Origin of the sequence: Vibrio sp. Scap24 (assembly GCF_013394185.1) — a bacterium.
Taxonomy (GTDB): Bacteria; Pseudomonadota; Gammaproteobacteria; order Enterobacterales; family Vibrionaceae; genus Vibrio; species Vibrio pomeroyi.
In genome coordinates this window covers 3,233,153-3,248,110 of record NZ_CP041332.1, presented here as the reverse complement: position 1 = coordinate 3,248,110, position 14,958 = coordinate 3,233,153, and the positions used below count along the sequence as shown (strand labels likewise).

At 44.4% G+C, this 14,958-nt stretch carries 12 protein-coding genes; 7 read left to right on the top strand and 5 right to left on the bottom strand.

Annotated features, from left to right (window positions below; translation table 11 throughout):
• Positions 1-605 precede the first annotated feature (605 nt).
• Positions 606-2,006 carry an asparagine--tRNA ligase gene (gene asnS / locus FLM53_RS14490; protein WP_176681509.1) on the top strand — a complete coding sequence of 467 codons (1,401 nt, stop codon included), beginning with the start codon at positions 606-608 and terminating at the stop codon, positions 2,004-2,006.
• A 172-nt stretch (positions 2,007-2,178) separates the two neighbouring features.
• Here asnS and FLM53_RS14485 read toward each other — a convergent pair whose 3' ends face one another.
• Positions 2,179-2,385 carry a hypothetical protein gene (locus FLM53_RS14485; protein WP_176681510.1) on the bottom strand — a complete coding sequence of 69 codons (207 nt, stop codon included), beginning with the start codon at positions 2,383-2,385 and terminating at the stop codon, positions 2,179-2,181.
• Between the two features lie 127 nt (positions 2,386-2,512).
• Entirely contained in the window at positions 2,513-3,916 is a 1,404-nt protein-coding gene (locus FLM53_RS14480; RefSeq protein ID WP_176681511.1) for a PLP-dependent aminotransferase family protein, read from the bottom strand.
• A gap of 218 nt (positions 3,917-4,134) precedes the next feature.
• On the opposite strand from FLM53_RS14480, the gene FLM53_RS14475 reads away from it, so the two are divergent.
• The 3 genes from FLM53_RS14475 to FLM53_RS14465 all read left to right on the top strand — a co-directional run bounded on the left by FLM53_RS14475 (position 4,135) and on the right by FLM53_RS14465 (position 7,678).
• Positions 4,135-4,440: a hypothetical protein gene (locus tag FLM53_RS14475; RefSeq protein ID WP_176681512.1), complete on the top strand. Its 306-nt coding sequence runs from the start codon at positions 4,135-4,137 to the stop codon at positions 4,438-4,440.
• A 342-nt stretch (positions 4,441-4,782) separates the two neighbouring features.
• Complete coding sequence (locus tag FLM53_RS14470; RefSeq protein WP_176681513.1) at positions 4,783-6,285, top strand: HD-GYP domain-containing protein; 1,503 nt, start codon at positions 4,783-4,785, stop codon at positions 6,283-6,285.
• A 202-nt stretch (positions 6,286-6,487) separates the two neighbouring features.
• Entirely contained in the window at positions 6,488-7,678 is a 1,191-nt protein-coding gene (locus FLM53_RS14465; protein WP_176681514.1) for an amino acid aminotransferase, read from the top strand.
• 121 nt (positions 7,679-7,799) lie between these two features.
• On the opposite strand, the gene FLM53_RS14460 is transcribed toward FLM53_RS14465, so the two are convergent.
• Positions 7,800-8,444, bottom strand: a complete 645-nt coding sequence (locus tag FLM53_RS14460; RefSeq protein WP_176681515.1) for an outer membrane beta-barrel protein — start codon at positions 8,442-8,444, stop codon at positions 7,800-7,802.
• Between the two features lie 150 nt (positions 8,445-8,594).
• On the opposite strand from FLM53_RS14460, the gene FLM53_RS14455 reads away from it, so the two are divergent.
• Both FLM53_RS14455 and FLM53_RS14450 read left to right on the top strand, forming a co-directional pair.
• Positions 8,595-10,484 carry a DUF294 nucleotidyltransferase-like domain-containing protein gene (locus FLM53_RS14455; RefSeq protein ID WP_176681516.1) on the top strand — a complete coding sequence of 630 codons (1,890 nt, stop codon included), beginning with the start codon at positions 8,595-8,597 and terminating at the stop codon, positions 10,482-10,484.
• Positions 10,485-10,489: 5 nt separating this feature from the next.
• Complete coding sequence (locus FLM53_RS14450; protein WP_176681517.1) at positions 10,490-11,206, top strand: 3'-5' exonuclease; 717 nt, start codon at positions 10,490-10,492, stop codon at positions 11,204-11,206.
• An 87-nt stretch (positions 11,207-11,293) separates the two neighbouring features.
• Here FLM53_RS14450 and FLM53_RS14445 read toward each other — a convergent pair whose 3' ends face one another.
• Positions 11,294-11,986, bottom strand: coding sequence for an MOSC domain-containing protein (locus FLM53_RS14445; RefSeq protein WP_176681518.1), 693 nt, complete (start codon positions 11,984-11,986; stop codon positions 11,294-11,296).
• Positions 11,987-12,137: 151 nt separating this feature from the next.
• Here FLM53_RS14445 and FLM53_RS14440 point away from each other — a divergent pair, with 151 nt between their 5' ends.
• Complete coding sequence (locus FLM53_RS14440; RefSeq protein ID WP_176681519.1) at positions 12,138-12,950, top strand: helix-turn-helix domain-containing protein; 813 nt, start codon at positions 12,138-12,140, stop codon at positions 12,948-12,950.
• A gap of 10 nt (positions 12,951-12,960) precedes the next feature.
• Here the strand turns inward: FLM53_RS14440 and FLM53_RS14435 are convergent, their stop codons facing one another.
• Complete coding sequence (locus FLM53_RS14435) at positions 12,961-14,952, bottom strand: GGDEF domain-containing protein (protein ID WP_176681969.1); 1,992 nt, start codon at positions 14,950-14,952, stop codon at positions 12,961-12,963.
• Between the last annotated feature and the right edge of the window lie 6 nt (positions 14,953-14,958).

Genomic DNA, 14,958 nt, shown 5'->3' with positions numbered 1-14,958 from the left:
GTTAAGGCGGCGTAATTAACACGTGAATATTAAACTCCTCTAGTGGGTTGTTCATTGAGTTTCTAAATAAGCTGGTAGCCAGCTCAGTGATGGGAAATCGGCTTCACCGCTTAATTGGTTCAGCTCCAAGAGATGGAACTTAAACAAAGTGGGCTAAAGCCGCGCCAATATAGAGCGAGTCTGAGCCCAATCACACAGTCATTATCGAAAACAAAGATTGCGATTGTGTATCAATTCACCAGTGTGGCTCAATGTAGATTCGTGTGCATTGATTCGCCGTTAATAAGCTCTTGATTCGTTGTTTGTTCTCTTGCTTTAACACGCTGGGTATTGATATCTATTCCCTGTTTTCAGAGATAGAACCTTGTGAGATTGAACAAAAAACCAACCCTTAATGATTTTTCTCGCTTTGATTCGAAATATTTCTTTCCACAAGCAAGAATAAAGGTTGAAGCTCTCTGTATGACAGGTAATATGTTCCATTGATTTAAAAAGTTTATACAACCCAATGTTTCGACTGTTTTTTGTTCAGAATTTAGCGAACTATAAACAATCGGTTGCAAACATTGCGTTGAATTTGTCCCTCAATGGAGAATGAAACCAACATGACTTACGCGCCTGTAACAGACGTACTTGGCGGCAAGCTAGCGGTAGACAGTGAAGTAACTGTTCGCGGCTGGATCCGTTCACGTCGTGATTCCAAAGCTGGAATCTCTTTCCTTGCCATTTATGACGGCTCTTGTTTCGACCCGATTCAGGCCGTGGTCCCTAATAATCTTAATAATTACGAAAACGAAGTACTAAAGCTAACCACTGGCTGCTCTGTTGAAGTAACTGGCAAGATTGTTGAGTCTCCTGCAAAAGGTCAAGATTTCGAACTAGCAGCAACTGACGTTAAAGTTGTTGGCTGGGTTGAAGATGCTGACACTTACCCAATGGCTAAGACACGTCACTCTATCGAATACCTTCGTGAAGTTGCTCACCTACGTCCACGTACTAACGTGATCGGCGCAGTAGCACGTGTACGTAACTGTCTATCGCAAGCGATTCACCGTTTCTACCACGAGCAAGGTTTCTTCTGGACTTCGGCTCCACTTATTACTGCTTCTGATGCTGAAGGCGCAGGTGAAATGTTCCGCGTATCTACGCTAGACATGGAAAACCTACCTCGCACTGACGAAGGCAAAGTTGATTTCAACGAAGATTTCTTCGGTAAAGAAACTTTCCTAACAGTATCTGGCCAACTTAATGCTGAAGCTTACGCTTGTGCACTAAGCAAAGTTTACACGTTCGGTCCTACGTTCCGTGCTGAAAACTCAAACACAAGCCGCCACCTAGCTGAGTTCTGGATGGTTGAGCCTGAAGTTGCGTTTGCAGACCTTAACGATGTAGCAAAACTAGCTGAAGACATGCTTAAGTACGTTTTCGCTGCTGTTCTTGAAGAGCGCCGCGACGACCTTGAGTTCTTCGCTTCTCGCATCGACAAGCAAGCAATCACTCGTCTAGAGCAATTCGTAGACGCTGATTTCGCACAAGTTGACTACACTGACGCAATCCAAATCCTACTAGACTCTGGTAAGAAATTTGAGTTTGACGTTGAGTGGGGCATCGACATGTCTTCTGAGCATGAGCGTTACCTAGCTGAAGAGCACTTCAAAGCTCCTGTTATCGTTAAGAACTACCCGAAAGACATTAAAGCTTTCTACATGCGCTTAAACGACGACGGCAAAACAGTTGCAGCTATGGACGTACTTGCACCAGGCATCGGTGAAATCATCGGTGGTGCACAACGTGAAGAGCGTCTAGACATTCTAGACGAGCGCATGGTTGCTATGGGTATCGACCCTGAGCACATGAGCTGGTACCGCGACCTACGTAAATACGGCACAGTGCCACACGCTGGTTTCGGTCTTGGCTTCGAGCGTCTAGTATCTTACGTAACAGGTATGGGCAACGTTCGTGACGTTATCCCGTTCCCACGTACACCACGCTCTGCAAACTTCTAATTCGATACTTAGTCGAAATTAAAAGTTAAGAACAAATAAAAACCTCCGCAATTGCGGAGGTTTTTTTATATTCGGGATAAATTAAACGATTAAGGCTAACGGTATAACGCTGACAAAAACTAGCTATTCAGAGCTTAATTGGCATTTCAGTGCTTAGTCGATATAGCAAAGCTCAATCAACATCTTGAGCGCTAGCGTACTTTATCGCGAGACCGCAAATTGCCATCATAACGAATGGGATTGCTGCGGTTGTGTATTCTGCCCAAGCCATATCAGCGAAAGCTTTTGCGAGTAGTACATGGCCGAGGATAAGCAGAAGAGCACACACAATAGCAACGATGATTAGCTTAACTTCGTTTCCCATGGTCATTTTCAACATAACGGTATCTCCAATATTTAGTCTACCGTTATTGAATCACAACTCTCTGCTCTATAAGGCGTACAGTTACGCCACAAACAACCCGTACAGTTGCAATCATTTTCTGTTTTATGAGCGACTTAAGGTTTTACGAGTGCGTAAGTTGATGTGCAAGCTTGCCTAGTAAGATCAGGGCTTGCTCTTTCTCTTCGGTAAGCTCGTAAGAGAAGTTCAACCGAATCGCGTTCTCTACCCTGCCCTGCTCACTAAACAAGTCTCCTGACGCGACACTTATACCTTCGGCAATCGCTAATTGATGCAATTGCTGACTGTCGAATTTTTCAGAAAAACGAACCCAAACGAAGTATCCACCAGCGGGCTCTTCAATCTCAATGGAATGCGGGAAGTACTGTTTAATCACACCAATAAAGCGCTCTTTTCTGAGCAACAGGTTTTTACGCAGTTTACGAAGGTGATTATCGTAGCTTTCATGAGTAAGAAAGTGTGCAACCCCGAGCTGGACAGGCGCACTGCTTGATAGCGTAGAAAGAAGCTGAAGCTTTTGAATGGCATCGTTGAAACGTGTGTTCACCACCCAACCGACACGATAACCGGGGCAAAGGCTTTTTGAATAAGATCCACAAAGTAATACAGAGTCGGTTTTATCAAAGGCCTTTAATGGCTTAGGTTTATGCCCTTCGTAATAAAGATCACCATAGACATCATCCTCAATAATGCAGGTATTATATTGCTCAGCAATCTCCACGACGCGGCGCTTTGCTTCTTCAGTAAGGCTGGTTCCCGTCGGGTTTTGAAAGGTCGTCATTAGCCAGCACGCTTTCACGTCTTGTGTTTTTAAGGCACTTTCAAACTGTTCGATATTCAGTCCGTTAATAGGACAAACATCCACTTCAATAGGGTTAAGCCCTAACCTCTCAACAGCCTGCAAAGCTCCATAGAACGCAGGTGACTCAATCACCACATTGTCACCTGACTTAGTGACAGTCTGTAGGCTTAAGTTCAGCGCTTCCATCGCGCCTGACGTAATCACGATGTCTTGATGATTAACCGTAATTCCTTGCTGTAGATAACGCTGTGCTATCTGCCTTCTTAAGGACTCACTTCCCGGTGGCAGATTATTAATCACACTGGCACCAGTCATCTTTCTGCCTGCACTGGCTAGATTACGAGTCAACGTCGGTAAAGGGAACAAATCTGGGTCAGGAAATGCCGAGCCAAAAGGAATCACACCCTCTGCAGAGCTAGATTTCAAGAAATCGAATAAGCGATCATTGATGGCTTTCTTTTCAAGAGCTGATGGCAGATCATAATCAACACCATCCACTCTTGGCGCCACGAAATAACCCGACTGCGGTTTAGCGATGATCCAACCTTCACTTTCAAGCAGTTGGTAGGCTTGTAAGACAGTACTATTGCTGACGTTGTAATTGCGACAACTCATGCGTACCGAAGGGATCTTCTCTCCTGAACGCCATGTGTTATTAGCGATCTGAGTTCGAATATCCTTTGCAAGCTCTTCATAACGCGCCATCTAATTGTACTACCTAGAGAAATTTTGTTGGCCGGAGATTTTATCACTAACGCCATCAACTATTGCTGCTATCCATATGATTGCACCTAATTTCTATAATTGTGTGAATTAGTTCACAGATAACTTTGTAAGCTTTGCTAAGTTTGTACCCAAGGCAGGAGCTAAGTTGGCTTTCTGCCTCAATAATTTGATGTAATCCAAAAACATGCGAGATAACAATGAAAAAAATAGAAGCAGACCAATTAAGTTATAAAGGAGAGTCAAACGGTGTTCATAGTTGGACAACACCGAGCGGCCAGCCATACTACTGGCATCCAGACTGGCTACACATTGCGGAAGACGCAACGGGCTCACATCCAAAACAGAAACTCGATGTAGACCAAGACCAAGACCAAGCACCAACAGAAAAGCACGCGGTGTCTGCAATTCTAAAACACATTAACCAATGGGCAGCTGATAAATTAGCATCGCACCCTGAGATTGAAACAGGCTCAATTGAAGCTGAGATTAATCTGAAAAAGTGATTCTGTGTACTGGCTCTCGCAAGGTTAACTACTCGCGATTCCAGTAAGCACATCGACGGAATAGCCTCGTATCTCAACCGAGGCTATTCAAACCTCTTCATAATAACGCTGTAATAATCCTCACCTAGCTAACAAAAACCCAACATCAACCACTTTCTTGTATCAATCCACGAAAGCTATCGATAGAATTTCCGGTCTTATTCACGTCAGCTATACAAATTGCGTGTAATTCAACAAATCGTGAATCAGTAAAATTGTATGAATCTATAAAGTTGCATGAATCTATAACAGTTATGTAGATCTAAAAAACAAATTTTTGAACCTGAGAATAAAGGCTTATTGATGGATAATTCGAACTACAATCAATCGCTAACGACTAAGTTATATCTCATTGCTGGTGTGCTATTTGGGACTTATGGCAGTCGGGTATGCCCTATGCTCGAAAGCTTAACGACGTTAGAGATTTTTACTCAAGTTAGTATCGTCTTCGTCTTACTTTGGCTGGTCCGTCATTACCTATTAGCGCAACACACTTTAGTCAAACAAGGTCGGTTTGCTCAGCTTGATACCTTATTGTTTTTTGCTGCAAGTGTCCCTTTCGCGCTCTATTACAACCTAAGCTACGAATTCACCATTGATAGCAATTTGAAAGTGTTGTTCGGTATGAGCTTATTTGGTTTCTTTACTGGAACGATTCTTCAATTAAGCGCCAAGCTCAATCAAATGGATAAGATGGAAGCAACGGGTCAGTTTGATTTCCAACTGATTGGCGAAAGAAGCTCTCTGGTAAAGCAGATGATTGGCTTGGTGATGGTGCTTTTAGTCACACTCACAACCATGTTAACAATGATTGCCGTTAAAGATATTTTCTGGCTCGAGCACAACCCAGATCGCTTGCTTGATGGCACAGGCAAGATCAGTGTGATTAAAGAGTTTATTTATCTGGCTCTGGTACTGGGTGGATACGCGATCACCATCATGACACTGTGGAGTAAGCTGATTAAACGTATTCTCCTCAGCCAAGAGTGCGCATTGAATAAGGTAACCAATGGCGAGCAAGGTGTTCGTTTACCTATTTTCGGTTACAACGAACTTGGTTCAATGGCCTCAATGACCAACACCATGCTCGATAGCCTAGAGACGGCGCAAAACGAAGTAAAAACCACACGCGACGTCGCGATTGTCAGCCTATCTGCGCTTGCCGAATCGAGAGATAATGAAACAGGCGCGCACATCCTTAGAACCCAAGAATACGTTAAGGTACTCGCACAAGAACTTAGCAAATCGGAAAGCCATTCAGCCTTATTAACTCCAAACTATATCGAACTGCTTTATAAGTCTGCACCACTGCATGATGTCGGTAAGGTTGGTGTTCCTGATAGCGTGCTATTAAAACCGGGGAAATTGACTGACGAAGAGTTTGAGATAATGAAAGGTCACCCTGCGATTGGTGCAGAAGCCTTATCTATTGCAGAGAAGCAACTAGGAAGCAGCTCTTTCTTGAGAGTCGCAAAAGAGATTTCCCTGACTCACCATGAGAAATGGAATGGCAGTGGCTATCCAAATCAGCTGTCCGGTGAAGATATTCCACTATCGGGTCGTTTAATGGCATTAGCCGATGTTTATGATGCACTCATTTCGAAGCGAGTCTACAAACCAGCCTTTACTCATGAGCAAGCTAAACAGATCATTTTAGAGGGCAATGGGACGCATTTTGATCCGCAAGTTGTCGACGCATTTCTAGCGGTTGAACAAGCATTTGTTTCAATTGCCGCGACCTATAAAGATGGCAAAAACATCGCTAGCGAACTCGAGCGTGAAAGCCTTGTTGCTCAGCCCGCATAATCCTTTCAAAAACCACTAACTTCTTGCACCCTATAGGTTAATCCGTAGGGTGTTTTGTTATCAAATACCCTCTTTAGTCAATAAATCTGATTGAAATGGATTTTTTTTGGTCTTTCTGTTCACTTCGTATTGTCTTAAAAATTCCATACAGGTATAACTACCCATAGATACTATCCCCTCTCAATTGACATGGATGAAGATTATGTTTGAAAAAGTGTTAGCTGCTCCCGCCGATCCTATCCTCGGCCTTACTGAAGAGTTTAAAAAAGACTCTCGTGCAGAGAAAATCAACCTTGGTGTTGGCATCTACAAAAATGAAGATGGTCAAACACCAGTACTTAAAACAGTAAAGAAAGCAGAAGCTGCACTTCTTGAAAACGAAAAAACCAAATCTTACCTAACGATTGAAGGTACAGCTGAATACGGTCTAGCGGTTCAGAAACTGCTTTTCGGTTCAGAAGCAGAGATCGTAACGTCTCAACGCGCTAAAACAGCACAAGCTCCAGGTGGCACAGGTGCACTTCGCGTAGCGGGTGAATTCATCAAGCGCCAACTGGGTGACGTAAAAATCTGGATCAGTAACCCAACTTGGGCTAACCACAACGGCGTTTTCGCTGCTGCAGGTATCGAAACAGCTCAATACAGCTACTACAACGCTGAAACAAAAGACAAAGACTTCGCAGGCATGGTTGCTGACCTAGAGAAAGCTTCTGAAGGTGATATCGTGCTTCTTCACGGCTGCTGTCATAACCCAACAGGTATCGACCCAACAGCTGAAGAGTGGGAAGTACTGGCTAAGCTTGTTGCTGAGAAGAAACTGCTTCCTCTATTCGACTTTGCTTACCAAGGTTTTGCAAAAGGCGTTGAAGAAGATGCTGCTGGCCTACGTGTTTTTGCTAAGTACAACAAAGAAATCCTAGTAGCGAGCTCGTTCTCTAAGAACTTCGGCTTGTACAACGAGCGTGTTGGTGCATTCACACTGGTTGCTGAATCTGCAGACGTAGCAACAACAGCATTCTCTCAAGTTAAGAGCATCATCCGCTCTATCTACTCTAACCCACCAGCGCACGGTAGTGCTGTAGTAACTCACATCCTTGGCGATGCAGATCTACGTGCTGAATGGGAAGCGGAAGTAGCAGAGATGCGCGACCGTATCCAAGAGATGCGTGAGCTATTCGTAACAACGCTGAAATCTGAAGGTGTTGATGCAGACTTCACATTCATCGAACGTCAAAACGGCATGTTCTCTTTCTCTGGCCTAAGCAAAGAGCAAGTAACTCGTCTGAAAGATGAATTCGCTATCTACATTGTTGGCTCTGGTCGCATCAGCGTTGCGGGCATGACTAAGTCAAACATGGGTCCTCTATGTAAAGGTATCGCTGCGGTTCTTTAATCGTAAAGCTATACCTGTATTTGCAGACAAGAACCTGCACTTGCAGACCGATAGATATGCAAAAGCCAGCGATTAAGCTGGCTTTTTTGTACCTGTCTATAACGTGTTAGGTTTAACTAGGTTAGTACTCTAGGAAAAACTCAACACCCAATTCGTTGGTTCTCTCACTTCCACCTTTGCTGCCCTCGCCATCTCGGTGCTGATAAGAGCCGCCAATTGCAAATTTGTTGGTCACGAGATAACGCAAACCTAGGTGATAAATCTCTTCGTCGAACAAATCACTGCGGTTTACCTGAACGCTACCATTGGCAATCCAGCGCTTTGCAAAACCATAGTTAAGCTCTGCTTTAACGCCTTGGACAAATTCAGTATCCGATTCTAAGGTTTCATTGCTGCCGTTAAGCTCAACCTCACCTTTGGTAACACCCAACAAGTAAGAAGCCACAATATCTAAGTCTTTCTTAATACTGTAACGATACCCTGCCCCTGCCATTAAGGTATCAATTCGAGTCGTGCTTTCATCAGGGTGAATAAAGCGAGCGCTATAATCACCGAGCAACAACCAATCATCCGTCATGGTGTAACTCACCCCTAAACCAAACGAGGAGGCGTTATTATTACCACCCGCATCTTCATTCAAACTGCCCGAATGAGCGGTTGCGTATATATGGTCATAATCGAGAATATCCACACCGTCAGTGGCTGCCCACAAACTTGGAGAAAACATAAAAACTGCAGATACAAAACTAAGCTTCCACTTCGACATTCCTATCATCCTTAAACTGTCACTCCATTAATTGAAAGGTTAGTCTATCCCTAAGACTTTAAAAAGGTTTTAGCTCACAGATTGATTTGTGACGGCAAATTATTATCAAATGTTGTACCATGAAATCATACAAACTAATGGATGATCATTATGGATGCTGAGTTATTAGAGATTCAAAACTTTCTGGCACAATACCCCCCTTTCACAGAACTCCCTGAGGAGATGTTGGCGAAAGTGACCAGTAGCGTGGAAATTTCTTATTACCGCCAAGACACACCTATCATTCACTTTGGTGACCAAATTCATGACCTCTACATTGTTCGAAGCGGCGAAGTAGAAGTCTATCGCCGTAAAGGCGAACTCTATAACCGCCTCGATGAAGGCCACTTATTCGGCCAAATGGGTCTACTAACCAACAACAAGGTTCGTTTCCCAGTCAAAGCGACCGAAGATACCCTGCTCTACTGCATTCCTGAGCCAATTTTCCAAGAGCTCTATGACAACTACGACTCCTTTGCAGATTTCGTAGAAGTAGAAGATAACGCGCGTCTTCGTCAAGCAAACTCAAGTAATAACGATGCCAACGATCTCACGACATCCAAGGTAAAAACGCTGCTGACCAGCGAAGCACCGATGATCGAGAAGACTCGTACGATTCAACAAGCCGCGACCATGATGGCTGAAGACAACGTCTCTTCCCTGCTGATCATTGACCCAGAAATCGTTGAAGACGATGAAGACGACTCAACACCCGTGATCGGCATCATCACCGACCGAGATTTATGTACTCGTGTACTCGCTGAAGGCCTAGACCCGTCGGATGAAGTCTCTAGTGTAATGACACCAGAGGTTATCTCACTTGACCACAATGCTTATGTTTACGAAGCCATGATGACCATGCTTCGCTACAACGTGCACCACTTGCCTGTACTCAAAGATAAAAAGCCAATCGGTATTATCGAAGCGACTGACATCGTCCGTTATGAGTCTCAAAACTCACTGTTACTGGTAAGTAGTATCTTCCAACAGCAAAGTATTGAAGATCTGAAAGTGCTTTCCGAACAAGTGAAAGACAGCTTTGTACGTTTGGTTAACGAAGATGCCAATGCTCACATGGTAGGTACCGCAATGTCGGTAATTGGCCGTAGTTTCAAACAGCGTATTATCGAACTGGGCGAAGAGAAGTTAGGTAAATCGCCAATTCCATACTGTTTCCTTGCGTTAGGTTCGATGGGACGTGACGAACAGCTACTGGTTACCGACCAAGATAACGCCATTATTCTTGATGACACATACGACGAAGCAAAACACGGTAAGTACTTTGAAGAGCTTTCAAAGTTTATTTGTGACGGCTTAGACCAGTGTGGTTATGTTTACTGTACTGGCGACATCATGGCAACTAACCCAACTTGGCGTATGACACGTCGACAGTGGGAAGAGTGCTTTGCTGATTGGATTGATGATCCCAACCCGAAAGCTTTGTTGAACGCATCTATCTTCTTTGACTTAGATGGTGTCTATGGCCGCTTAAAATGGGCTGAGCAACTGAACAGCTTCATTGTAAGACGTGCACGTAAGAACAACCGCTTCTTAGCGTGTCTTGCTCGTAACGCGCTCAACCGTACTCCGCCTTTGGGCTTCTTCAAAGATTTCGTGATGGAGAAAGATGGCCGTCATAACAACTCGATCAACCTTAAGCGTCGTGGAACTGCACCGCTAGCCGATCTGATTCGTGTTCACTCTTTGGCTGTCGCGTCTCGTTCAAAGAACTCTTTTGAACGTTTGGATGACATTATCGACGCGGGTATTTTGCCAAAAGGCAGAGCACAAGATCTGAAAGATGCCATGGAATTCATCTCCTTGGTTCGTATTCGTCACCAAGCGCACGATGTTGATAACAATGTCGAGCCAGATAACAACATCGAACCGGAGAACTTGTCTGACTTTGAACGACGTAACTTGAAGGATGCATTCCAGATTTTAAGTAATGCGCAGAACTTCCTTAAGTTCCGTTACCAAGCTAGCAACAAGTTTAAGTAGGGCCTATGAACAAACTATTTAGATCACCTGCGGTTGACTGGCCATTTAAGTTTGCTCAAAAGCTTGAGCGTGCGAGAGATGAACGCTTAAAGCATTTTTATAGCCAGCCTCTTCCTGCGCCTGATACGCCAATTTCAGAAGTGACCTTCTTGGCTGTCGACTTTGAAACAACGGGGTTAAATCCAAACAAAGACGGCATCATTACCATTGGTTTAGTGCCGTTTACGCTCAATCGCATCTACTTGCGACAAGCGAAACACTGGACTCTTAGACCAAAGCAGAAGTTGGAAGAAGAGTCCGTGGTGATTCATGGTATTACTCACAATGACATCATTGACGCGCCCGATCTTAGCGAAGTGTTAGACGAGATTCTTGAGTCTATGGCGGGACACATCCCAGTCGTCCACTATCGTCGTATCGAACGCGACTTCTTAGATAACGCTTTAAAAGTACGACTTGGTGAAGGGATTGAATTTCCAGTGCTCGACACGTTAGAAATCGAATCTCAAATCCAGAACAAACTGGCGGGCGGCTTGTGGAATAAACTGAAAGGTAAGAAGCCAGCATCTGTGAGGCTTGGTCAGAGCCGTCGTCGCTACCACCTACCCGACTACACACCTCACCACGCACTAACCGATGCTATTGCGACTGCAGAGCTACTCCAAGCACAGATCGCTCATCACTTTGACTCTGAGATGCCGTTGAAGAGTTTCTGGCTCTAATTGAGTTAAGTAAGCTAGACATCAGTGACCTAAACGCAAAGCCCATTAACTTCCATTAGTGGGCTTTATTATTTTTACCGTCCGAGCTTATTCTGCTGTTGGCCCAACTAATCGCATTTCCCAATCTTCAACTTCACCTGTTTCAAGACGACGAGCAACGAGTACGCCCCAAGACTCAACCAATGGCAATTCCGTCATCTGACTCAGCAGTTCTTTATCTAAGCTTCCCGTGAAAACTGCGCCCATAATGCGAGCAAGCGACCAATCTGGATAAGGTCTTTCACACAGAGTAATCTCGTCGCCTTCACCAATGTCGCCTTCCTCTAATACACGGAAGTACCAACCTGTGCGAAGCGTGTCTTGTAGCCTTCTCGCCATGTCATTTTGTTGGAATCGTACGTTAAGTTTCCAACAAGGCATACGTCCCTGTGAGACTTCCAACAATGTTGAACCGATACGAATTTTATCTTTCAAGCAAATCGACTCTTCGGTTACGCCCATTGAGCTGATGTTCTCACCGAATGCACCAGCAGATTGGAAGATTGCTTTGTCGCCCAGTTCTTGTTTCCAAATTGGGTAGTGCTCGCTTGGATAGATATGAAGCGCTTTTTGGATGCCACCATGAAAGCGAGGGTCGCCTTGCTCATCATTTGTGAAACCTAGCTCTGTGGCGTGCTGACGCTCCGATAAAACCTGCTTATCAATAGCACTGTTTGCTCCATGTGCAAAAGCTACGATCTTGCCTGCCAATACACTGTTTACTACGCCTAATTTCTTCATATCCCTTCCTTCTTACTGGAAACTCTCTTACTGAAACATACTTGTTGAACTGCATGAAATAGTACGACACTGCTGCTCGGCTTCATTCATATTACCGAGCATGATAGCCTAGTCGCGCCACGTCAGAATAGGGATATAAGGACACTTAACCATGCCTACCCGCCAAATAGATTCTCACTCAGGAGTAATGACTTCAAATGAGATGATGGTCGCTAATCCTGAATCACCTGCATTGGTGAAGACCATCGACATGCCCAAAGGCTATATCGATGCAATGCACCAACATACGTGGCATCAAGTGATATTTCCAATCAAAGGTCTATTACAAACGAAAACCGAGCATTATCAGCACCTTGTTCCTCAAACTTCTGCTTTGTTTGTACCCGCGGGTATTCAACATGAATCTATTGCTTTAAGCCATACGACGTTTGTCGGCATCTATCTCAATCCTGCCTTCGGCACAGAATATGAGCCTTTAGTGCGAACCATTACATTGACGCCATTTTTAAATGAGCTATTGCAGGAGATCCGTAGGCAGTGTGAAGGGTTAGTGAGTGATGGAGAGGTGTCGCGCTTACTCTCGGTATTGCACGACCAGATCATGAAAGACAATGTTCAGACCTTTCAATTATTGCTACCGGAAGACAGACGCTTGAAGCTTATATTTGAAGAATTGACAGAGACACCAACGTTGGATTTATCGCTGAAGGAATGGGGAGAGAAAGTCGGAGCATCGGAACGAACCTTGTCGCGTTTATTCTCAAAAGAATTCAACACGTCATTCCAACGTTGGCGACAACAAATCCGACTGATTTACTCATTGTCTTTACTCGATGAAGAGCTCTCAATCCAGAGTATTGCTGACCAAGTCGGCTATCAAAATGACTCGTCTTACATCAAAGCCTTTAAGGCGACGTTTGATGTCACACCACAGCAGTTTCGCTTTAATGGTCGCCAAAGGTAGTGCGAGCCAACTATTTGCCTACTGCCGTTAGATCTTGATAATAACGACGCTTTTGGCGGTACATATCTTCATCCGCTTGAGAGAACAACTCATCGATATCTGTCGACTCTGTTGACGCGACACCAATCGAAAATCGAACCGGGATACTCACGCCAACTTGCGTTTCGACTGTTTGGTCAATTTGATCAGCATAGAGTCGTTCAGCCAGTTTCTGGGGCTCTTGCATTGGTTGTTCAGCAGGCATCAAAGTAAGAATGGCAAACTCATCACCACCTAGTCGATACAAGTTGCTTGCACCGCATAACCGGTTGCGAATGACATCCGTACAACCTTTTATCAGCTCATCACCCACCGCATGACCATACTGATCGTTGGCGGCCTTTAATCCATTAATATCAATGATAAGCAGAGACAAGTTGTCTTTGTTCTCAGTAGCGCGCTGTTTAGAGAAGTTTAAATCTTCATCGAAGGCTTTGCGGTTGTAACAGCCTGTCGACATGTTGATACGATTCATGTTTTCGAGTTCTATCCAGCCAGCCAACTGCTTTTGGTATAAGTCGAAAATCAACAGGTCTTCTTCGCTCAACAAAGTAAAATTCTGAGAATAGAAGTAGCCAATCGTTGTCTCTTTCGAGTCTTTTAAAACCCTGCAGCTGTTAGTCATGTCGCTGACAGCAATATCACTGTCAGCATTGCCGCCATCAGCAACCTCTCTACAAGATACGGAGTTAAAACTGAACTCTATTAGGCAGTCCGGAAGTAACGATTTCAGTTGTCGATTCACGTGTTCTGGAATCAATCGGTATTCAACACTTTGCCTCATGGACGCGAACTTAACGATCTTCAGAATACGGTTTTTCTGTGCCTCTTCACGAGCCAGTGAATGCGTTAATCTACTCGTCTTCTCTTCAACCGTTTGCTCTAGCTGTGTGTTAAAGCTTTCAAGCTTGAGGTTGTTCTCTTTGATCTGCTGGTAAGCGGATCTCAGCTGATCATTTCGCACTGTCAGTTCACTTAGCTGACGCTGTATACGAGACCACATTTTTTCCAACAAACGGCTGAATGTAGTGAACTCGGTAAAACGATGTTCATCTGCGTTGTGCGTAGGTGGCTGGTTATTTGAGTATGACTCTACCGAGCCAGTCAGTAGGTTAAGTTGTCTTGAAAAGGCGCGATTCAACAACAGCGCAAAGACGATCGCGACGGCTAGTGTCACAAATAGGATTCGAACAAACACAACTTGGGATTGCTGCATCTCTTGTAAACGAGCACTGTCCGACACATGATGTTTCAGCGTCAATGTTAACGCTTCTGAAAACAGCTTATTGTCATTAGTGATTAACTTAGCATCGGTTTCCGCGTGTTGCTCACTCGCGGCAGCCAAATAATCAAACTCGACAAACTCTTTGTCATATAGGAAAGGCGCTACTTTAGACTCTAATCGGTCGTACCCCATTAACACCACAAGATAGCCTTGCGGTGTATAGCTAGAACCTTCGATCAAACGATACGGCAGAATTGGGGCAACAAAAACAAGACCTGAATCCGCATTATCAGCGATCTCTGGCTCTGTGAATTCGGTATGAACTAGTTTGCCTTGCTTATACGCAGCCTGTGGGCGCTTCAAGTCTTCAAGTAACTGACTTTGTTCAAAGTGATAAAGGCTGCCTTTGCTGTCATAAATAGGCTTCCAGTGACTATCCAGAATATAAGTCGCCGACACACTATCTGCTAGCGCGTTAAAGCTATCCATCTTGTCCCAGACCACACTTGAGAAGAAGATATTGCCACCCGCTTTAATCAATGAGCGATCTTGCGAATACCACTGTGTAAGGCTGGCCGTAAGGTTGATTTGCTCCTGCACTGTTTGCTGAATACCTGCCGTTGAATTGGCAAGCTTGATCTCTTTTTGTTCAAGAGAGCTTTCATTCTGCTTATTCAGTATCAGTTGACCCGCTAGATAAACTGGGAATAACGAGCAAGCCAGCAACACCAAACCCATGGTGTA